The organism is Glaciimonas soli, assembly GCF_009497155.1.
Taxonomy (GTDB): domain Bacteria; phylum Pseudomonadota; class Gammaproteobacteria; order Burkholderiales; family Burkholderiaceae_D; genus Glaciimonas; species Glaciimonas soli.
In genome coordinates, this window is sequence record NZ_WINI01000009.1 from 164,474 (window position 1) to 184,480 (window position 20,007).

20 protein-coding genes are annotated in these 20,007 nt (G+C 49.3%); 4 read left to right on the plus strand and 16 right to left on the minus strand.

Going from position 1 to position 20,007, the window contains the following annotated elements; all coding sequences use genetic code 11:
* Positions 1-340: 340 nt before the first annotated feature.
* The 4 genes from GEV47_RS17495 to GEV47_RS17510 all read right to left on the minus strand — a co-directional run bounded on the left by GEV47_RS17495 (position 341) and on the right by GEV47_RS17510 (position 2,484).
* On the minus strand, positions 341-700 hold the full coding sequence (locus tag GEV47_RS17495) for a hypothetical protein (protein WP_153236079.1): 360 nt from the start codon (positions 698-700) through the stop codon (positions 341-343).
* Positions 701-796: 96 nt separating this feature from the next.
* Complete coding sequence (locus tag GEV47_RS17500) at positions 797-1,198, minus strand: roadblock/LC7 domain-containing protein (RefSeq protein ID WP_153236080.1); 402 nt, start codon at positions 1,196-1,198, stop codon at positions 797-799.
* Positions 1,199-1,210: 12 nt separating this feature from the next.
* A complete protein-coding gene (locus GEV47_RS17505; protein ID WP_153236081.1) occupies positions 1,211-1,735 on the minus strand; it encodes a GTP-binding protein in 525 nt (174 codons plus the stop codon).
* Entirely contained in the window at positions 1,735-2,484 is a 750-nt protein-coding gene (locus GEV47_RS17510; protein WP_153236082.1) for a hypothetical protein, read from the minus strand. The genes GEV47_RS17505 and GEV47_RS17510 overlap by 1 nt, the downstream gene beginning before the upstream one ends.
* 474 nt (positions 2,485-2,958) lie before the next feature.
* On the opposite strand from GEV47_RS17510, the gene GEV47_RS17515 reads away from it, so the two are divergent.
* Both GEV47_RS17515 and GEV47_RS17520 read left to right on the plus strand, forming a co-directional pair.
* Positions 2,959-3,345, plus strand: coding sequence for a tyrosine-type recombinase/integrase (locus GEV47_RS17515; RefSeq protein WP_153236083.1), 387 nt, complete (start codon positions 2,959-2,961; stop codon positions 3,343-3,345).
* Between the two features lie 834 nt (positions 3,346-4,179).
* Complete coding sequence (locus GEV47_RS17520) at positions 4,180-5,517, plus strand: winged helix-turn-helix domain-containing protein (protein WP_153236084.1); 1,338 nt, start codon at positions 4,180-4,182, stop codon at positions 5,515-5,517.
* 596 nt (positions 5,518-6,113) lie between these two features.
* Here the strand turns inward: GEV47_RS17520 and GEV47_RS17525 are convergent.
* From GEV47_RS17525 to GEV47_RS17570, 10 genes are all read right to left on the minus strand, one after another.
* Entirely contained in the window at positions 6,114-6,977 is an 864-nt protein-coding gene (locus tag GEV47_RS17525) for a hypothetical protein (protein WP_153236085.1), read from the minus strand.
* 110 nt (positions 6,978-7,087) lie between these two features.
* The gene (locus GEV47_RS17530; protein ID WP_228124782.1) at positions 7,088-8,197 is read right to left on the minus strand and encodes a DUF2515 family protein; all 1,110 of its coding nucleotides are present in this window, start codon (positions 8,195-8,197) and stop codon (positions 7,088-7,090) included.
* The gene (locus tag GEV47_RS17535; protein WP_153236086.1) at positions 8,194-10,902 is read right to left on the minus strand and encodes a type VI secretion system Vgr family protein; all 2,709 of its coding nucleotides are present in this window, start codon (positions 10,900-10,902) and stop codon (positions 8,194-8,196) included. Before GEV47_RS17535 ends, GEV47_RS17530 begins: the two co-directional genes overlap by 4 nt.
* Before the next feature lie 845 nt (positions 10,903-11,747).
* Positions 11,748-11,957, minus strand: a complete 210-nt coding sequence (locus GEV47_RS17540; protein ID WP_153236087.1) for a hypothetical protein — start codon at positions 11,955-11,957, stop codon at positions 11,748-11,750.
* Positions 11,954-13,030 (minus strand): phage portal protein, encoded by a 1,077-nt coding sequence (locus GEV47_RS17545; protein ID WP_153236088.1) that lies wholly within the window; start codon positions 13,028-13,030, stop codon positions 11,954-11,956. Before GEV47_RS17545 ends, GEV47_RS17540 begins: the two co-directional genes overlap by 4 nt.
* Positions 13,027-14,406 (minus strand): terminase large subunit domain-containing protein, encoded by a 1,380-nt coding sequence (locus GEV47_RS17550; protein ID WP_228124783.1) that lies wholly within the window; start codon positions 14,404-14,406, stop codon positions 13,027-13,029. The genes GEV47_RS17545 and GEV47_RS17550 overlap by 4 nt, the downstream gene beginning before the upstream one ends.
* 301 nt (positions 14,407-14,707) lie before the next feature.
* Entirely contained in the window at positions 14,708-15,733 is a 1,026-nt protein-coding gene (locus tag GEV47_RS17555) for a hypothetical protein (protein WP_153236089.1), read from the minus strand.
* 26 nt (positions 15,734-15,759) lie between these two features.
* Positions 15,760-16,110 carry a hypothetical protein gene (locus tag GEV47_RS17560; protein ID WP_153236090.1) on the minus strand — a complete coding sequence of 117 codons (351 nt, stop codon included), beginning with the start codon at positions 16,108-16,110 and terminating at the stop codon, positions 15,760-15,762.
* A gap of 3 nt (positions 16,111-16,113) precedes the next feature.
* Positions 16,114-16,752 (minus strand): tail assembly protein, encoded by a 639-nt coding sequence (locus tag GEV47_RS17565; RefSeq protein ID WP_153236091.1) that lies wholly within the window; start codon positions 16,750-16,752, stop codon positions 16,114-16,116.
* Positions 16,745-17,308 (minus strand): hypothetical protein, encoded by a 564-nt coding sequence (locus GEV47_RS17570; protein ID WP_153236092.1) that lies wholly within the window; start codon positions 17,306-17,308, stop codon positions 16,745-16,747. Before GEV47_RS17570 ends, GEV47_RS17565 begins: the two co-directional genes overlap by 8 nt.
* Positions 17,309-17,452: 144 nt before the next feature.
* Between GEV47_RS17570 and GEV47_RS17575 the strand changes: the two genes are divergently transcribed.
* On the plus strand, positions 17,453-18,142 hold the full coding sequence (locus GEV47_RS17575; RefSeq protein WP_228124784.1) for a recombinase family protein: 690 nt from the start codon (positions 17,453-17,455) through the stop codon (positions 18,140-18,142).
* Positions 18,143-18,156: 14 nt separating this feature from the next.
* Here GEV47_RS17575 and GEV47_RS17580 read toward each other — a convergent pair whose 3' ends face one another.
* Both GEV47_RS17580 and GEV47_RS17585 read right to left on the minus strand, forming a co-directional pair.
* Positions 18,157-18,489, minus strand: coding sequence for a helix-turn-helix domain-containing protein (locus tag GEV47_RS17580; RefSeq protein WP_153236093.1), 333 nt, complete (start codon positions 18,487-18,489; stop codon positions 18,157-18,159).
* Positions 18,490-18,746: 257 nt separating this feature from the next.
* Positions 18,747-19,382, minus strand: coding sequence for a hypothetical protein (locus tag GEV47_RS17585; protein WP_153236094.1), 636 nt, complete (start codon positions 19,380-19,382; stop codon positions 18,747-18,749).
* A gap of 71 nt (positions 19,383-19,453) precedes the next feature.
* Here GEV47_RS17585 and GEV47_RS17590 point away from each other — a divergent pair, with 71 nt between their 5' ends.
* Positions 19,454-19,636, plus strand: a complete 183-nt coding sequence (locus GEV47_RS17590; RefSeq protein WP_153236095.1) for a hypothetical protein — start codon at positions 19,454-19,456, stop codon at positions 19,634-19,636.
* Positions 19,637-20,007: the final 371 nt, after the last annotated feature.

The window sequence follows — 20,007 nt, forward strand, 5'->3', positions numbered from 1 at the left end:
CAGTCGGCACTTTTATATTAGCCAACGATAGGACTGAGCATGTTTCGCATCGCACCTCCGTTCGAGAAGGTCTGGAACTACGTGTCTTATCTAATCGCTCAGTACCAGTGAAGATGGCATCGGTATTTTAGCCGGGGAATCGCTGCTTTGAATTTTCCCCACTCTTCATTCACAAAAACTCCACCTTGCCCATCAGTAGAAAAAACGGTCGACAAGTCAGATCCATCCTTGGTTTTTCTCACCAAGGATGGTGACAAGCGATCTATTGGAATACATCAAGCTATAAAGCTAAGCAAATTATGCACGAGTCACTCATCACATCAACGAGTGCCCGGTCTGCTTACAGCGCTAACGATTGCTCGCACTCCAGCACTCTGCGGCGTGCCAGAGCAAGATTGGATTTGGTCTTATCCAGAACCATATAGATAAAAAGACCTTCATTTTTTTCTATCGGGCGCAGGATATGGTACTGCTTGCCAAGAGTAATTAAAATATCTTCGATATTGTCCTTGAGCCCGAGACTTTTCATGGTTTTCATCTTGGCGCGAACTACCTCAGTGTTGCCGGCAGCGGCCAGTTCCAAGTCCACACCTGTTCCACCGGAACCCAAAATCATTCCGCTGCTGCTGTCTACAATAGCCGCAGCCAATCCACCATCGATACTCAACAAATTTTCAACGACGACATCAATATTACTCATACTTTCCTCGCTTAATAATTAGTGGCGTTTAATAGAAAACATCACCGCCGGCCAACCAACGTCGGAGATGCCTGGAGCAGTATTAGGGGCTGATATTTAGTGACTGATATCTAATTGGTGTTCAAAATTTTTGGCAATTTTGTCCACCATCCATGCCGTGCGCCCGAGATTGGCATCTTGGTTGGCAACGACGCAAAGTAGATAGGGATATTTCTTGTCTAGAGATCGGAAAATGATTCTTCCTGTTGGCGTTTCAAGCATCAGGCGATCACAGCCATGGAAACCGACCTCCTTGCCAACGGATCGCGCAATCGCGATGAGCGAACTTGTCATCGCCGAGAGACGAACTGCGCTGAATTGCCGTTTCGGATCATAGATAGCGACGTCTTGGCCATCTAAAGTCGTTATGACAGCTGTGGTTATGCCGTTTAGCGGAAGTTCTATTTGATCAAATACTTGATTCGCTGCGATTGATGCCGACGATAAATTGGTTTTCATTTTTTAATAATTTTAGGTAGTGAGCATTAACGGCGAAAATATATCCAACGCATCAAGCATTTGTAATTTTTCGCGTACATCTGCGGTAATTACAGGTACTGCGACACCTAGCTTGTCCGCTAATAATGATGAAAATCGATTAGATATTTCGGCACTGACCGGCCGCGCCAGTAGCAACATGCAAGGCATCGCCTCGGAAAAAGAAAGGACGGTTCTAACATATTGTTCGGCCATGTCGACGGCATCTGGCTCGTTTGCGTCAACCATCACGATGACCCCGATAGCGATGGATATCAGCCAGTTGCGCATGAAATCGAAGCGATCCTGCCCGGGGCTACCGTAAATATGCAGCTGCTCACCATTACCCAGGTCTACCACACCGAAGTCGGCACCAACCGTGGTGCTTGCCTTTGCGGAAGACGAAGGATCCATATTGGGGACATCGCAATCAACCATCACATTTCCGCACAAGGACCGGATAGCTGTAGTTTTCCCGATCCCCATCGGTCCCAGCAATACAATACGAAGCCCACTCATTATCGTGATCTCTCCAATTCATCTGATCGAGCCCGGCTCAACCATTGTTTCATTTTCTTTACAAGCGAGTTCACGCCGATCACGTGTGGCTCAACAACAATTTCTTTAGAAGACGCATTTCCATCATCGACCTTCACGATTTGTTCGACAAGGACACCATATTTTCTTAACTCATCGAGAAACGAAAATGCCTCTTGCTCGCTTAAACCACCATCAGAAAGAAGCCAGTCAAAACCGATAGCTTTTTTGGTCATGACTACCAGTATTTTTTGGAAACGAATAGAGAAGAAACTTTGCTGTAAATTAATCCACCTCGAGATGCGGTAGTTTTTATTTGCTATTTGATGGGCGCTGGCAGAGTCGGTTTTTACGGCCTTAAGCTCAAGTAATCGCAAGGCGGCCTGATCTAGTACGTTGACCAATTCCCCCACCCGGAAATTGTCCGGCAAAGTCAGGTCTTCTTCGCACTCTGGGCAGGTGTCGGGTCGAGAAATCCATATACAGATACAACCGGCAGGAAGTATCTTCCGATCATGAAAAGTCATTGGCTCCAGAAGGGCTACGGTAGCAACCTTCTGATCGGACGAAGTCCAGTCAAATATCGTTTGTTTTCTGGCGACCTGCATCATGACTACGTATCGCAGCAATTCTTTTGGGGCCAGATAGCTCGTGCAAATGAATGCGGGTTCACGCGTCGGAAGAGTGTCGCCTGATGACACCAATCCTGATGTATTGTCGCAACTGAGCATTTGTTTTCCCTGCAAACGGATTCAGAATGACATTTCATAAATGAACCGGCTGTTGGCTGCCGATCCAGGATATTTTTGCATCAGAAATTCTTGTTCGAAGCTTACAAATGTACCGACTTATTTAGTGCAGTTTGCTTTCACGATATAGGTAGCCCAGTGATGGGCTGCGACAACAACATCAACTTATAAATGCACTTTTCAAATGCTAACGCATCGCAAAAAAATTCACATTTGATCAAAATGCAAATAGTGCTGCGCGGTAATAATAAACCAACTAACTGGTTTTAAGGTAAATTTATTTCGCGCGATTTTCGTAATTTTTGGCGAGGATAAAAGGTGACAGATCGGAGCATTGATTTGATTGCCTGCACATACTTTTTTCCAAAAAAATATACTACGTGACGGCCTTATCGACATCCGAAATTGGTAGATATCTTTAACAAATCACCGGTTGTGGCTGCAAAAAAATTACATATGAAATTGGTGCGCGCCAGCTTGAAATGCATCTCAAATCGAAAACAGGTAATGCAACGACGCAAGTCTGAACATAGACCAGAAGGGCGTTACGTGTTCGAGAACAACGCGGGGCAAGAACGCGGCTATGTGACACAGGCAATCCAAAAGGCGATAGATAGAGCCGCACTCAATGCCCCTGATGTCATCAAAAAAATGCGCAAGGTTACGATGCATACACTTCGTCACTCATATGCCAGCAAGCTGGTCAAGAATGGCATCAGTCTGTTTGAGGTTTCAGTACTGCTTGGGCATTCTGATCCCAAAATGACACCGCGCTATGCTCACCTTGCACCGAACGATGCCAGTCGCAAAGCCGTAGATCTGACCAATACCAGACACACTTGATGCCTGCAAACCATCTGATCGGAAAGTTACCCGATATTCCCCATATCGGCGGTCAGATGGTTTCAGCATTTCTCGCAGGGGAATCACAGTCAAAAATTGCGTGAATTGCGATGATCGCAATCCGGAATCGAGGGATGTCTTATGCAGGTTTTTACCGGACGGTGATCCGATGCGATCACACTTCGGATAAATCAGCCATCACATTCCCTATCCCCTCAACCACCTTTCAAATTTGCAAACCCCGCTCAAACCCGCGTAAAATGCGGGTATCGCGGGTGTAGTTCAGTGGCAGAATGAAAGCTTCCCAAGCTTATCTAGTTTCCTATATCTGGCGCGGTATTACAGCCTATTTCCGCTCCGCAAATACTCTATTTTTACTGCCTTGCATCCCAATAAATATGCGACTCTAAATATTTTTGCGGAGCAGTTTTTCGGTAGAAAAATCCGAAGCTAAACGATAGCTCGACGCAAATAAAAAGACCAACATTTCCGTAGGTCTTTTGGATTTCCTGCAGTGGTTGCAGGGACAGGATTTGTACGTTATATACCAATCCGATTGAAGTAGCATATCGCCCTATTGGCGCAGTTTCGGGAGGTGCCAAGTCCAGGCTATGATCTACGGGCTACACCCCCGCCCTGTCATTCCTGCTTTATTGTCAATTACTCCATAAAACCTACTATTTTAACCACGCACAAAGAAACTCTCTTGATGGATATTATGCAAATTCCGTAGGGCAACGTAACAATCGGCATTGAATAGCCGATAGAATATAAATAATGTAAATTTGTTGTCGATGATTGCAAAGATTGCATGGAATATTTTGGACCACTGAAATGCATAACTCATCAGGTGCACTTGCCGATATAGATCCGGTATCAGCCGGATTCACTATAGACCGGGATGGTTTTGTTTCTTACAAAGACTCACTTCTTTTTTTGCCTCCCAAGGAACGCGGGGCCTTCCGTCTGTTGCTAAATGCTTGGCCGAAAGTCGTTTCAAAAGAAGATTTTTCAAAAAATGTCTGGGCTGGGCGCATGTCAGATGAAAGTCTGGCGCGCTGTATTACGCAACTACGTCGAACTCTCTCCAATCTTGGCGTGGTGGCGATTGATGCCTTTTATGGACAAGGCTATCGTTTGGCGATTTTAGCGGATAAAGTGCGGCGATTGTCCGCTGTGCCGGCGATGGTTCATTCCCCCCAGAAATCCGATGTGGCAAAGCCGCATGCTGCACTAGTCGAGGCTTGCATTCACGCTCGGCAATTACTTGAACGTCGTTCGCCGGATGCCTTTTCCCAAGCTGAAGCTATACTCAAAAATGTCATCTCCAAGGCCCCCAACTATATGATGGCCAAACTGTTGTTCGCACAATACATAGCCGAGCGGGCATTTTTCGATGGGAATATACAGCGTTCACAAATCGACGATGCTCTTGGCGAATTAAGATCAGTTCAAGATGCCGAACCCTATTTGCAAGGCCTGCAATCAGTGACAGGCTACCTTCTTGATTGCAAGTGGCATTTCGATGAGGCCAGAGTCGCGCACGAACAGGCCTTGCAAATGTCTCCGGACGATGACGTCGCCTATTATCGTTATGGTTATCATCTGATCTACACTAATGCCGGATCAGAGGCAGTTAACGCTTTCCGTTTCGCGGCTCAACTCAATCCGTTCTCCGCGAACATCGCCACCATGCTGGTACGCGCCTGCGCTTGCGCAAACATGGATCCGGCCGAAGTATTGGCGCAAGCACGAAGCGCATATGCAGCGCATCCGAACAGTCCCTGGACTTATGTGATCCTGCTCTTTACCTTAGCCTGGGTGGACCCGCAACCGGAACTCGCCCACGCCGCACGTCATTTCGTGGAAAAGAACCGCTATGCGCACACCCTCACTTCCAGGGGTGTTGCTTACATACTTGCACGTTGCGGTGATCATGCAGGAGCGCTGGAAGTCATTGAAAAGCATAGCAGTATCCATGGGATACATCTGGCGGCTTTAACTGCAATGGGAATGCTTGACGAGGCAATGATAAAAGTGAAAGCTGCTGCCGAAACCGGATTTGGCGGCTTGCCTTATTCACTCAACGCTCCAGAATGTGCAGCGTTTAAACAGCATCCTGACTATCCTTTGGTGCATGAGAAAGTATTTTCCCGTATGCCAAAAAAATAAATTTAGCGGCAATCCGAATATGATGTTTTCCTTGGTGCAACTAATATTGAACCAAATGGAATGGACGCCCTCTCTGAGAAGAGGTAGAGAAAACTAGATGAGCTTGGGAAGTTATAGTTTTCCGCTGCTAAATTGGAGGCTTGCTCGCTAGCCTCAACCGTAGGTGAGGACGCGGGTTCGATTCCCGCCGCCTCCACCATTACACACTACTCCAAACCTCGCCAGACCGCGTAAATGCTAGATGTTGCAAAAGCTACTCGGTCTGGTGTGGTCTGGAAAGGTCTCCATTTTCGCCCAAATTTCGCCCACGTTTATTGTTTGTGTCGATGATCCAAAATTTTGCACGGTGGCGTATTGCTACTGGGCGCTGATATGCTATTTCAGTTATTGACGCTTTCTAATTGTTGTGCACCCGCGGCCCCCCTTCTGGATGCAGAGGGGGGCCAGGTTTCGGTAAATTTCTCATCCAGTACACCTTGCACGATGTACGCATCGTTGTCGATCGGACAGATATGCGTCACTTGGTAGATATGCAGGTTGGTTTCAATCTCGCATCAGAAAGATATGGGTAATCGAAAGACTGGCGTCACGATTACTTAATTTATCTCGCCCTGCCTAATCCATCCCGGTGCTAACGTCTCACCATCAGGATCAATATACGTTTCATCAATATGGTATTGGGAGGCGATTTTTCGCTCAGCTTCCCCGCGCTTTTTTGCCAGTCGCTTGCGCTCGGCGGGGTACAGTTCTTTATAGCGCGGGCGGTCTTTTTCATCAAAGTAAGTACGTTCTACAACATTGGCGCTTTTAAAATTGAGTGACACCAGATACGCACCTGGTAAATTGGGATTCATTTTGTCTGAGTCACGCATAAAATTAACATCCAAATACACATCATTGGCATAAAAATTCCAATGACTACCTATATCTTTTATTTTCATCCATTCATCTAGTGTCGGCACATAACTAGCATCAATTGAATAACCACTATTCCCGGATGCCTGAGAATAAACTAGTGCATCACGCCCACTGATACGTGGTTGCTCAACGCCTATCTCTCTTTTCCATCCCGCATTTTGGATAGTTTTGAGTAAGGCATAAAATTGGTGTAAGGCTTCTGGGTGAGATTCAGTCGGGCTGGGAGTTAAAGAAACACTGAGATCAAATTCATCAATTCCTTCATCAGGATGATCAGATGGTAATGCAGAACCCATCACCCCCATCACATACGGCACGGTAAAACTGTTAGCTCCATGATCAATACTTACGGTTCCAAAAGGCCCTTGGTCAGGCCAATCAACCTTATAAAATACGATTTCACCATTCGCATTTTTATCATTGACATGTACCGCGTTCGGATACATGTCTACCCACTCTTTTCCTTGCTGACCGACACGGATGGTCACTTCTTTAGGGTTCATAAAATTATCACTTTCATTTGATTTTGTTGTAGCGGTCATCGGTGATTGCCCTACCGATGAAACGGACTTAGCCGACCATATAAAAAACGATAGCACTACCAGACTGGCGATGACGATGACGGCAATAATGTGCTTGAATAGCATCCTGATCATTTTTGTGCCATCCGATTTTTGAGTGCTTCCATTCCCGTATCCTGATACCAGGCAGCTATCGTGCTTAATTCATCCTCCATGAAGGCAGTTTGTGTTTGCATTAGTCTATGGAATTGTTTGGCTACATCCCCAATCCACTTCATCCGACTTTTAAAATCATTCACCACCGTATCCAGTGGTGCCACCGACTTCAAATGAGGATCATCAACAGTACAAGTACTGGTAAACACCAGTTCCAGTTCTGGCACCACGGCTTTCGCCAAATTGATCGTGGCAGAAGCTCCCATTGCACTATCATCGTATGGCATTGTCCCATCTTGCATAGGATCAGGCTGGTGGCTCACTGCTCGTCCGTACCGCTGCTTTTTAAGTGCTGACGCTAAATCAGGATTATTGTCGTAGATTAGTGGTTGCAGGATATTGTGCTGCTCATGTTGGGCGACCAGCATCAGGTGATCAAATTGCCTATCTGGCTTTTTCTTTTTCTCCGCCCTTTCGAACTCTCCAATCATGTCAAACGCATCAAACATCTCTTGCGTCACTTTCAGATGATGGAGTTTCCCCATCGCTTCGTCATACCATTGCAAGTGCGGTAGGCTTCTTTTTACCTCATCCACATACTCGTTCATTTTCGGGCGTGCTGGTGCGCACTCTTTAAAACTCTTTGGGTCGTTTGCCCAATACCAGTGGGTGGCGGCTATGTCCATAAATAACCAAAAATTACCTTTCCCAAAACTATTGATCACTGACTCCGGTGCCATTCCCATCTGCCACGATTCCAGTGCACAAGCCACTGTTTTACTAGCTAGAGCACCTAGAGCCATCCAATAAAAACGCCCCTTTTTCTTTGGATCACTGAATTTTTCCATCTCCAGATAAAATCGCGCATAGGTTGCAGCAATGCGACGGGCGCGCGGACTGTAATCTTTTAATAGCCGATATTTTCCGGTTTCCCGGTTTTTGTCGCTCAGTCGCGTATAAGAAAATTCGGTAGCACTTGACCAGTGCATGCCGCAGTCACACTGCAAACTCACACAAGTACCAGGTGTAGCATTAGTCATGGCGGTGACGGAAGTTCTGGTTCTGCTAATGACTTGGCTACTCATGCGGATGTTCCTTTGTTGTTTTGTTCATCGTCTCGATACGCTTCCAGCTCTTCGTAATGAACTCCAAATTTCAGTGACTGCTCCTCTGGTGTCGTCACCGATGGGCTTCTACCGAAATGCTCTGTTTCACCATTGTGCCCATCATCTTTATGTTGCAACACATAGGGCATGTTTGCCATCGGCTCGCCACTGACACTGCGCACACTGAACGTTTCGTCGAATACGCCAGCTGCGGTAAAACCTTGTACATTCACACTGCTTCCCTGCGAATCGGTAATCGTCGGATGATCACTCTGCATTTTCAAAATCCTCCCATTAATCACTATCATATCCGGCGTCATGCGGATATAACTTTCGCCCACTTGCAACAAGATGTACTTCTTGCCGTTGATGGTGGCACCATCATTTACTGATGTCATTGACAGCGTTTTATCTGCGGTGTATTCCATCGTATTATGTTGCGCCTGATGGATGACTTTGCCTTTGTTGGCAATCTGCCGGATATCGCCATCGACCGCAAAACCTTCGATGTTGTTTCTTGCCGTATGCGAAATATCACCCATCGCATAATGCTGCTGATTACCACCGGCAACAGTGTCGATATGTTGACCGGCGTAATGCGTTTGATCTTTTGGTGTGGCGCTGGCGATACCGGCGGGAGAACTCATCGCTATGATGGGTTGTTGGGATGCAGTGCCATTTTTCAGATTGGCTTCATCGCCTTTGCCGTGACCGAGGGCTTCGACGGCGTTGGTGAGTGCTTGTTGTGGTTCGGTGTCACGCGGTGAACCTTCGTGCGTGGCAGCGGATTGGCCGAGACCTTTGGCGATGCGGATGGCCTCTTCCAATTCGCGGATCAGTTCATCGCGGCTCAACATGCTACCAGCCGCTTTCGGGCGCGCATCGGTACTCAATAACATGCCTTCAGCAGCACGTATTACGGCTGCGCCATCGGTGCGGGCTTCTAGCCCTTCGCCGCGTTCATCCTTGCGTCCGGCGTTGTCTTCAATTCTCGCAATATGTCCCAGACTGATTTGACTGTGCTGATGGTCGCTTTTAAATTGCGCCTGGATTTTGTCTTGCGTGTCGTCGAGGATTAAATGGTTGCTGCGGCCATTGGCGCTGTTGCCGCCATTGTCGCTAAACTCGCGGGAGCGTATGCCGGATAACGCTTGCTGGCTGGGCAAATTCCATGGCGGCAGATTATTTTGGTTGTTGACGGCGCCGATAATGATCGGGAGATCCGGATTGCCGCCGATGAAATCGACGATGACTTCGCTGCCGATGCGGGCAATAAACGTCATGCCGAGCTGGTTACCTGACCAGAGTTGATCGGCGCGTATCCAGCAACTGCTGTTTTCCGTATTGAGATCGCGCCTATCCCAGATAAATTGAATTTTGATGCGACCGAGCGCATCAGTCCAGACCGGCTGATTGTCCGGGCCAACCACACGCGCAACGCTAGTGCGCATCACTGGACTCGGCGTGACGCGATCCGGGCGGTAGGTGTTGCCCTTCAGCGGCACCACTTCGAAGTCACAATGGATGGTAAATTGTTGATGCGGGGCATCGGCACGCTGGGTTTCTTGCCCGACGTCTTCGATGGTCAGATCGGTGGCAATAATCAGATAGTCGATATTGGCCGCAGTGGTCGGATGTTCAGTCTGTCGGTAGGTACAACCGGCAACCATGCCCCGCAATACACCACTGCCCTGTGAGCGCTGTGCGTCATTGGCCAGACGTTCACGATTGAGACGCGCCAGATAACTGCCGTCTCTCAGTGGTTCATTCTGGCTTTGTTGTGCGCCTGCTTTGGCCTGCACATAGTTGGTCTGGTGGTAGGTATACACTTCGGCCTGACCGGCCAGCTTGGGATCGGTATTGCTCACATCCCAGGTCGCACGGGGACGGGTGTAATCATAGTCGCGTGCAGAAAATACGCCCGCCGTAAGCATACGTGTTGGCGTCAGCTGGCTGATGTACTCCTGATCGATTTTTGACCCGTCGTTGCGGAAAGGTACGGTCACATAGGCCTCAGGATTGGGCTGATGTGCTTGATTAGCATCGGTCAGGATCAGCGTATGGATGCCGTCTTTATGCTCAAAGAAATAGTTAATCCCAAAACGCTCACAGATTCGACTAAAAAAAGCGAAATCCGATTCGTTGTATTGGGTGGTGTAATCGAGTACCTGATCGTAAGGATCGAACAGGCGCTTATCGACGGGGAAATTATACCTAGACAGCACTTCGTCGATGAGTTGCAGCGGCGTCTTATCCTGAAAAATGCGGCAGTCGCTACCTAAGGTCGCTAGCTTGAGCCACGGTTCCAGCGTGATGGCATAATATACATAACGCCCGACCTGACGCGCTACTTTGGCGGCGGTAATGATGCCGGAAATTTCGCGCTTGCCTGCGCCAACGTTACCCATGCCGCTGTTACCAACCATGCCGGCGACGAACGTGCCATTGCCCTCCAACGCAATTTCCACCGTCATCACTTGACCGATGAGTTCCCGCAGATCGATATCCGCCGCTGGCGCACCGATCTGCGCCAGACTATCCGGCGTCTTTAACATCACCTCGTAAGAGTAAAGGTTGTTTAAGGCTTCCTTACCTTTTATCGCTACCGCGATCAAACTGGGTTGATTAAGGATGGTTGGGATAGCTGGGCTGATTGCGGTCAGTGTGCGTGCGGCAGTTAACATCGTGAAAGCTCCTGAATGTTGTATTTATTTTTTGATCATGCATTAAAATTTATGCATAAGGTGCGATTAAGTTTCTTTAAGGCATTATTTAACAACAATTCACATTAAGCACTGTCCATTGGCACATGAAGCTAGGCGATTGTTTTAACGCAATGCGAAGTTGCCTTGCCAACGGAGTGTGAGCCTGAGCGCGCGCGACTAGCTAACGCGGCAGTATTGGCCTGTTCAACGTGATCAACGATGGGCGGGATAGCCCATTTGGTCAGACCAATGAAGATGGAACGATAGTTGTCCGCTGTCTTGACGGCAATTCAGGAAGTAACGGACGCACCATGCATCGTTCCGCATTAACGCATGCGACGGCCCTTTAATACTCAGCGCTGAAATACGACGCAAAGTGCGTCATTTTGCGTCACGCTGACGCAACCTATTTCCCCGCACACCCCGCGTGGCTTAAAGGTCTGGCGTTTTAGCGCACTGCGTTAAAAGCAGTGCATTTAACCTTCAGCACAGGCGAGGGGGGACTCCGCAGTACGGGTCCTAGCCGATGGCTTTTTCATAGCAAGACAATATGTCGGGACGTAAAAAAAGCCGCTGATGAAGCGACTTAAATCGATGCAAGTGCGGCCATCACCTACGACAACAGGTGGGAATGAGCCACACAAAAAAAAGCCCGCTGACCTTTCGGGGCGGGCTGAACCAAGCCGTCATAGAGACGAGAGGTCTACGAAGATAGACATTTTGATTATAGAGCTAACGAAGTGATCTACGATAGGCTTGGAATGTGAACAAAGGTTACATCACGTCACTGCACGTGTTACTGTCATCCACAGCAAAACGTCGCATCAGCACCCTGCCCGCCTCTTCGCCTCCTGCTCCCTCTGGTAGTCATCGCGGCAATCGATATTGCAGAACAGCTTCCTATGAGCGACATCGTCGTCACAGTAATGGCAATGCCCGTCTGCTTCTAACTGCGGCGTCTTACGTGCATGCGCCATCGCTAATTCGATGTCTTTGGCAATGCGCCACTCGGCGCGGTCGGCTACATCACTCATGCTGCTTTCCCTTCCACATGCTCTAACGTGTATTGTTCAAACTTCACGACCTCTTCTCCTATCCATTCGTTGATCATTAAAAATTGTGATTGCAGTGGCACTAACTCGTTACGGGCAAACACCCGTGCCGCCGGTTCGACCGCACCGAAGCCGCCGGCATTACTTGGCATGATTCCCATCAACTGCGGCGGCACCCGATGCGCGGCCAGCAAGTCGTCGCGGGTCACACCTTTGATATTAAAAAATTCGTCCTTGGCCGCCACTTCCGACACCGGCAGAATCTGGATGCCGTCTTTCTTGCCCCCTGGTGCGTACATGAAGACGTTACGGAAATTGCCTGGTCCTTTGCTGTCCTTTAGTGCCGTGCGCAGGTTGTCCACGTCCTTGATGTTCTGGGCCGCGTCGGTCATGTAGAGAATGAAACCTGCGTGCGAGCCGTTCTTGTAATACTTGCGCCGAAATAGCGTGGCCGATTCATTGAGCCAGGCCGACTGCAACGCCGACAGGTATTGCGGCAAGCCGTACACCTCCTGATTCACATCCGGGTCCATCAAGTGGAATACCGCCCCCTTGGCAAACGCATGTTCTTGCTGCCAACCAGAGACAAAATAATAGGTATCGAGATCCTTACCGCGTCGCATGTATTTGGCCAGCGAATGCTTTAACTGGAGTGTCTGACCTGTGCGACTGGCGCGCTTTTCCAGATAGGCATTCCCGAAGGTCATAAAGTCCAGCGCGAGACGCTTAAATGTCGCCAGCGACAGCACCTTATTCGGTACAAAGGTGGACGACAGAATATTGACCTTGAAATGAATCGCACTGCTGTGGTGAACACTGGCGTTAAACGATTTCGCTAAGCCCTGCCAACTGATAGGCGGCTCATACCAACGGCCATTGAGCCAGCATTCTAAATTTTCCATAATGTCGGCATGGTCTAGCACCGGTGTCGGGTCACCGAACGAAAATGCTTCCATCGCTGGCGCGGCCTGCGTCGCTGGCACATTGGACGCCGGCGGCGCAGTCGCGTACTGTCGTGCTTGTGGGTTGATATTGTGTCGTCGTTGCTTTTTCATGCGGTAAATATCTCCATAAATGAGGTGGTGGCATCAGACATGCCTTCTATCGGTTCGTGATCGAGTGCGTGCATACAAGCCCAGGCCAGGTCGGCATGACCGGTCTCTACAGTGCGACCAGCGTCAAACGTGACTTGCCGTCCGCTGGCAGTGATGGTTTTACGTATCGCCATGAAGGCTGCGGATAGGTCGGTGGCGCCGGCGTCGAATTCGAGCCGGCCTTTGCTGATGACGTCCTTGGCTTTTAAGACCATGCGGGTTTTAACTTCCGGCGAATAGTTGATGCCGGTCGCTCCTGGGAAGAACTGTTTGACGATGGGAAATACACCTATCCCCATGCCGGTGGTGTCGATGCCGATATACTCGACGTTATAGCGCAAGGTCATTTGCCGAATGGCTTCGGCTTGCGCGGCAAAATCCATGCCGCGCCATTGATGGCGCTCTAACACCCGGAACTTGCCGCCGGCAACCAGCGGAGGCGCTAACACCACGCAACCGGCACTATCGCCTGAGAGTGATGGGTCATACCCGATCCAGACCGGACGATAACCAAACGGGCGCATCGCAAACGGTTTGACGTCCTCCCAGGCGTCCCAGGCATCGACCATGCAGCGCTGCAATTCGGCTTGCGGAAATATCGACTTGGTGTCATCGATAAAATTACACATCAACAGATTGTCGAACTGATCGGGGCTGTATTCGTAGTCGCGCAGTTGATCCAAGTCGAACAGATTGCAGCCACCGGCCTCGGCATCGAGAATCGTGACGATCTGGCGCCAGATCTTGTCTTCCCCAGTAAATCCACTTGATAGCCGCAAGTGCGAGATATCGATCTTGGCCTTATTGGCCTTCTGTAGGCGGTCACTAAACTCTTTACCAGTCCAGAACGAGTACGCCTGATGATTGACGGACGACGGTGTCGAAAAATAGGTTTTACGCCACTTCTTCTGGATCGCCATCCCGGACGCGACTTTGTTCAACTCGGTAAAATTGTGGGTCCAGAAAAATTCATCAAAGTAAAAATTGCCGTGATAGCCCTGCGCGGTTCTGGCACTGGTGCCCAGAAAGTACAGATGCGCGCCGTTCGGTAACACGATCGGATCGCCCGACAATTCCACGCCAGCGGCTTCCTTGGCGAATTGCACGATGTATTGTTTAAACACATGCGCTTGTGCTTTGGAGGCCGACAGAAAAATTTGATTGCGGCCAGTCGCCAGCGCATCGGCCAACGCCTCGCGGGCGAAATACCAGGTTGCACCGATCTGCCGGGATTTCAAAATGATGCGAGTACGCTCATGACCGTTGCGATACCAGACTTTCTGGTAGTCGAATAACGAATCACGGAAGGCATCAAGTAAGCTGAGTTGGCAAAACAACTCTTGAGCCTATATGCAACGTCACCACCACAACATGCAACTGTTAAGCGATTTAAGGACTAATCTATCTTTCCACTGACCTGCACGAAATCAGTGCAGTTTTATGAATTCAAACGTTCGCTCTCGATCAACGCTACCATTCAAAATTCATTAACTGGTTTCGGTTGCGATCCACGGTTACACCTTAGATTACAGCCTTCGTTGTTACGTTGTGTACTGTGTACTGTGTATAGTAGTTATTAGGAAGTCACCTGCAAACCCGCATGAATATTAGACACCCAGCGCAAAATCCGTCCTAATTTTATGTCGAGAACACTTTTGACAGTTCAGCAAACTTCTTTCTGACCAGGGCGTTTAGCTCTTCATCCGCGACGCTGTGCCGATGATGTTTTACCACCTTTGAGTGTCCGCCGTGTCGTGGCTTTCCATCCGTGTAGCGTTCATACTTCAACCAGCCGACTGGAAATGCGGTCACACTACCACTTGTCCGATCCCAATAATGTTCAACCGTGGCCTTGAAAAATATGTTCTTGCCACGTGTAATAGCCTCAAGCGACTTCAATACGCGAAAGTGCAACAAGCCTGCTAGGCGCTGAAAGCGGTAACCGTCAAGACCCGATAGATAGCTCAGGTTATGTTTCTTGAGCGCTGCGCCGGTCAGAGTGAACTCTGCACGTGCTCTGAAATCATCGGACGCGATCGCCTCCCGATTTCGATCAACAGTCTTGAAATAAACCTGATGCGTGACCGGATCTCTTTTAATCCCGAGTTTCGGATCACCTCCATCTCCGATATACAGCATCAAGCCTGGATCGATGCGATGGCCGTCTTCAAGATAACGCATTGCCAAGCTCTTTTTTTTGCCGGTTGGGTTGATGGTTGGGTCGTACTGACGGGCTTTGCCACGGCCCTCGCCGTGAGCTGCGATGCTTGTCATTAGACGATGCGTCATCTCCCGCAAACCCGCTGTACTTTGAGTGCGCTTGTAAAAATCGAGTGCAATTTCGATGCCGCTGATTTCAGGCTCCGATGCAAAGGGAAACTTGTGATCGAGCGCCGCCATAATGCGGGATAGCTCGTGGTAGCTATTTGCAGGCTCGTCATGCAACCGGATTGTAAAACGGTCGGCTGCATTTCCAGCGCCAGCATTTATCGGCTCGACGCGAATCTCTCTAGCTGATTCCGGCAAGTCCAAAATGAGACGTAATGCCCGTTGCAAGTGTCGGAACTGTGTCAACTGCCTTGTGTTGACGGTCAGCTCAATCCAGTCCACGCAAGCCGAGACTTTGAACGTGCGCTGGATCGTTGGGGTAGATGTGTAGCTCATCAATGACTTATCTTTGTGCATCAGTCTCAGATAGCGGCAACTGGTGTCGTCGGTATCACCTTGAGTTTTCGCTTCGACCACCCGCGGCAGTCTGCTGGATCGATTTCGACCACATCAAAGTGCGGAATTACGCTTGGGAGGGCTTCAGGATTTGCACAGCGTACGGTCTTAACGAACGCGGCGATATCGGATGCGGCGTAGTATGGACGCCAGGCACGCGCGTCACGGATTCTGCAAGCCGGAAGTAAGACACACCCGCAAATGTCGGTCTTGCCGCGACGCATGTCCTGCAACGCGTTACCCCACGCACGAATCGGCCCCAGAAGTTGTCTGAGAATGTGCGCGACTTCCGCCGGAGGGTAGACTTTTGTTTTCATTTGTTATGCACTCCAATGAAGTAGGTTGATCGGTGATTTAGGCGCCGTCGTCACAGTGTCGCTCACAAGAGTCTGATCAATAGACATGCCAGCCGAGATCACCTGGGAGCCAACGATTAGGCGCCCGTACAAAATCGGCACAGGGTTACCCTGCGCGACCGTATTGACTGGCCCGTTGAAGGCGTATGACGGTCGGTTATTGACGGAATTTAGCTGTCCGACAGAGGGTGACTTGGTTAGCATTTGCGCTACACCGCCAATGAGTAAGCTCGCACCAAAACTCATCGCCATGCCGCTAAAACCGCTAAACGCGGCCATCGAAGCGCCCCCTGTATAAAAGGCCGCGACGACAATTAGCGTACCAATAAGGATTTGACCAATGCCGCCTCGTCCCGCCCCTCTCACGACTGGTACGATCTTGATAGTGGACTTCGAGCTAATTAAATTCAAACCCGCCTCATCCACACTTTCTTTACCAACAAAAACGCGATAACCAGGCTCGCTATGAGCAAGCATGTAAGCTTCAAAGTCGGGGAAGTTTGCACGCAGCGCTCTTATAGCTTCAGCTGGCGAACTGACATCAAGCTCGAAAAAGCGTCCAAATTTTTTACCGAGGTGCCCGCATAATTGAATCTTACGCATCACGCGTCACCTTGCGCGATACCCGCATGTTGTCGTTGTCCGTGACGACTTCGAATTCAGGGGCTGGCAGGGGTGGCGCATCGCCGTTAAACCGCTGCGCAGCGCGGCCCATCTCGACCAATTCTTTGCCGAGCGTGATTGCTTGCCCCGCCGACATTGCGAACGCCAGCATCGGCTCATGGATGAAAAATTGTACAAACACGGGGCCACCGTCAGGGGATGGCACAACATGGGCGCGAGCGCCTACCCATTTGCGCCCAAAACTGCCGCCGCCAGGTTCGCCAATACCGAACGCCTGCATTGCCTGTGCTGCGCGGCCAGATAATTTCGTTCTCCCGATGCGACGCAACTTTTCAAACTCCGAATACGCGGCAACGTCCTTTTGATCGTAGAGTCCCGATTTCCCTTCGATTTTCGCAAATTGAAGATTGAAGGTTTGGGGCCGGTCGGTTCGCCGCATGTTGTTAAGCCGAGCCAGCCAGTATTTTTCGGTTTCGCCTGGCACTTGTTCATGCAGAAAATCGGCGGCAGCTTTTGTGTCGAGAAAGGTAGTCATCGTTCGATCCTTCGGCTGTAATTTGATAGTAAGACAATAACATAATTAACGTCATTTGTCATTATGTATTTGACGCACGTGTACTGACAGATGATAATGACTACAAATTAAACGAACATCTTGTGATGTAGTCAAAGAGGAATAATGATGACTAATGTGACATTTATTGCGTACTACCGCGTCAGCACACAAAAGCAAGGCGCATCCGGTTTGGGCCTGGAAGCACAACAAGAAGCCGTGGCGCGTTACTTGAATGGTGGCGCATGGGAGTTAGTAGATGAGTTCGTAGAGACTGAGACCGGCAAAGGTGCCGATGCACTGACGAGACGTCCACAACTTCGAGCAGCGCTGGACGCCTGCCGTAAGTCTGGCGCAAAGCTGCTGATTGCTAAGCTCGATAGACTTGCTCGCAATGTCCATTTCATCACTGGTTTGATGGAGGCATCAAGAGGAAACGGCAAGAACGCAGTCAAATTTGTGGCGTGCGACATGCCAGACGCAAACGACCTGACCATTCACTTGATGGCGGCATTTGCGGAGCATGAAGCGAAGCGAATCAGCGAACGCACTAAAGACGCTTTGGCTATGGCTAAAAAGCGCGGCGTGGTTCTTGGTGCCGCTGGCCCTGCCAACCTGAAACCGCATATCGAAATCCGCCGTGCTGACGCTGATTCTTTCGCTGAAAAATTGCGCGGTCAGATAGAAGGTTTTGAGTTGCGCGAGTTGACACAACGCCAAATGGTCGATGAATTAAACCTGCTTGGAATACGCACCCCGAGGAGTGGTGAGTGGTCACTAATTCAATTGCAGCGGACTATCGCGAGGTTGAGGTAACGCTATTGCAGAATCTAACCGCCAAGCTCTGGCAGGTTCTCGTAGCGGGAGAAGTCAATAGTGGGACTCGCCCGGCGTCCACGGCGACGCAGGGGCGTGACCGTGATCATTGGTGGCGTAACCGCCGCCGACCTCTCCAACATATCACTGATTTCCGCTTTCGCTTGGCGCTCCCGCATCTGCGCCCTGACTTGTGTTCGCACATATTCCACCAAGTCGTCCTCCAGAAAGACCCAGGCGCGGCCAATCTTGGCGCCTGGCAGCTTTCCCTCGCCAGCTAACTTCAGGACGGTCGAGCGCTCGACCTTCAGAAATTCTGCACACTCATCAACATCTAGAGTTCTCATAGTTAAGAAATTCTCTCCAATTTAACTACGGTCGATCGCAAGCATGAAGCGTAGCCTGCAATGCTCTGTAAAAATAAGCACTATGGTCTGGCACACGTGAACTCGGCGCTATCTTACGTCTAGCTTAATACCTCAAACTATTAACACCACCCTCTTCACAGGATGCGCCAATTAATAGCATCATCTAATTTAGCTAAAGCTAGTTTCATTGCCATTGGCCATTCTCGCCCGATGCCATCATAAAGCTCGACAACTTGTTAGGTTCGGGTAGCAATAAATTCTCCTTGCGCGGTTGCCCGAATCATTCTTGGAGGCGTGCCGTCACTCGGCGCTTCCACAATCCATACCCCATTGAATTCTACAACGCGAATTATCGTCCGATGTATTGACAGAAGTGCTCTAATCTTCTTTATGGCATCTGGAAGGTCTTTTGCAAGCGACGCCCATCCTTTATCACTCCCCCACGGATTGTCTGCGTGTAAGAATTTTCCAAGTCGCTTATACATGGTCTCAAAGTTTTTTCTTGTCATGTAGCCATCAAGTAGTTTCTCGTAGTGCCAGTGGCCTGGCTCAATTTGGACTCTCTGTATAAGCGGGTCGGGATAAAAATCGGGGTTGACCTTGCGGAGTGTGAGAAAAATGGTATCCGCTTGCCAGTCGCTTCTATAGTCAGTCGATTTCTCAGCGTTTTTTCTTATAGCGGCGTACTGCTCCTTGTTTGGTGCAATTGCCGCGAACGCTATTGCTTCCATAGACTTGCGTAGTTGCAAAGCGGCTGACTCTAGCTCGATAGGGTGACCGCCGTCTTTGAGCTTGCTAAGGTAATTTTCCGTTGCACTTAAGCGCTCAAGCGCTTCGGCCATTTTGTTTAAATAGACTGCGGGTTCGTCCATAAATTTTCGTATTAGGGGGCCTTGAGAATTGTTAGTTTAGCAGACACTCTGTATTGTCCGCATGTGATCCGATGCCGCCGCTCAAAACTAAAAAACCCATTGTATTGGCTGCGCGAATGAAAAATCGCCTGAACAAACACCCAGCGTCATTCAGCACACTTGTGATTGTCTTGATCATCTCCATCGAGAATCCGATAGCGGAAAGTGCGGCGAACGAAGGTGAAATGAAAAAGCTCCCCGAAGGGAGCTTTTAGAAAGAGCGCGAGGGATTCCGTTTCACTGCGCAGTTGCGCCACGGCATCTAGCTGTTCTCCCCGCTGATCGCTAGACCTTTCCGATGTTTTGGACTCTCACTGGATTTCGGCTCTCACCTAATACGTGTCGGTACAAATATAATAACAGAAACCAAGTATAGTTACGTCAGCCATCCACTAAATTCGGCCAGTCGTTAACACAGGTTTTTGTCAAAACATTGGCAAAATGCGGTTTTACAGACTCGTATATGAAATTTTGTACGCCCAGGTTCCATGCTAATTGGCATGAAATTTATAGCAAGTTAGACTCGCATTGAATCTTCCACTTAAAAAACTTCTCAATATGAAACATATTCTTGACTGGATCGTTG

Excerpts from the sequence above, each read along its gene's own strand:
- GEV47_RS17515 (WP_153236083.1), top strand. The coding sequence starts at position 2,959 with ATGAAATTGGTGCGCGCCAGCTTGAAATGCATCTCAAATCGAAAACAG.
- GEV47_RS17560 (WP_153236090.1), bottom strand. The coding sequence starts at position 16,110 with ATGAAAACAAAAGTCTACCCTCCGGCGGAAGTCGCGCACATTCTCAGA.
- GEV47_RS17565 (WP_153236091.1), bottom strand. The coding sequence starts at position 16,752 with ATGCGTAAGATTCAATTATGCGGGCACCTCGGTAAAAAATTTGGACGC.
- GEV47_RS17530 (WP_228124782.1), bottom strand. The coding sequence starts at position 8,197 with ATGAGTAGCCAAGTCATTAGCAGAACCAGAACTTCCGTCACCGCCATG.
- GEV47_RS17525 (WP_153236085.1), bottom strand. The coding sequence starts at position 6,977 with ATGACCGCTACAACAAAATCAAATGAAAGTGATAATTTTATGAACCCT.
- GEV47_RS17510 (WP_153236082.1), bottom strand. The coding sequence starts at position 2,484 with ATGCTCAGTTGCGACAATACATCAGGATTGGTGTCATCAGGCGACACT.
- GEV47_RS17540 (WP_153236087.1), bottom strand. The coding sequence starts at position 11,957 with ATGAGTGATGTAGCCGACCGCGCCGAGTGGCGCATTGCCAAAGACATC.
- GEV47_RS17500 (WP_153236080.1), bottom strand. The coding sequence starts at position 1,198 with ATGAAAACCAATTTATCGTCGGCATCAATCGCAGCGAATCAAGTATTT.
- GEV47_RS17495 (WP_153236079.1), bottom strand. The coding sequence starts at position 700 with ATGAGTAATATTGATGTCGTCGTTGAAAATTTGTTGAGTATCGATGGT.
- GEV47_RS17505 (WP_153236081.1), bottom strand. The coding sequence starts at position 1,735 with ATGAGTGGGCTTCGTATTGTATTGCTGGGACCGATGGGGATCGGGAAA.
- GEV47_RS17555 (WP_153236089.1), bottom strand. The coding sequence starts at position 15,733 with ATGAGCTACACATCTACCCCAACGATCCAGCGCACGTTCAAAGTCTCG.
- GEV47_RS17535 (WP_153236086.1), bottom strand. The coding sequence starts at position 10,902 with ATGTTAACTGCCGCACGCACACTGACCGCAATCAGCCCAGCTATCCCA.
- GEV47_RS17545 (WP_153236088.1), bottom strand. The coding sequence starts at position 13,030 with ATGAAAAAGCAACGACGACACAATATCAACCCACAAGCACGACAGTAC.
- GEV47_RS17580 (WP_153236093.1), bottom strand. The coding sequence starts at position 18,489 with ATGAGAACTCTAGATGTTGATGAGTGTGCAGAATTTCTGAAGGTCGAG.
- GEV47_RS17590 (WP_153236095.1), top strand. The coding sequence starts at position 19,454 with ATGCCGCCGCTCAAAACTAAAAAACCCATTGTATTGGCTGCGCGAATG.
- GEV47_RS17570 (WP_153236092.1), bottom strand. The coding sequence starts at position 17,308 with ATGACTACCTTTCTCGACACAAAAGCTGCCGCCGATTTTCTGCATGAA.
- GEV47_RS17585 (WP_153236094.1), bottom strand. The coding sequence starts at position 19,382 with ATGGACGAACCCGCAGTCTATTTAAACAAAATGGCCGAAGCGCTTGAG.
- GEV47_RS17575 (WP_228124784.1), top strand. The coding sequence starts at position 17,453 with ATGATGACTAATGTGACATTTATTGCGTACTACCGCGTCAGCACACAA.
- GEV47_RS17520 (WP_153236084.1), top strand. The coding sequence starts at position 4,180 with ATGCATAACTCATCAGGTGCACTTGCCGATATAGATCCGGTATCAGCC.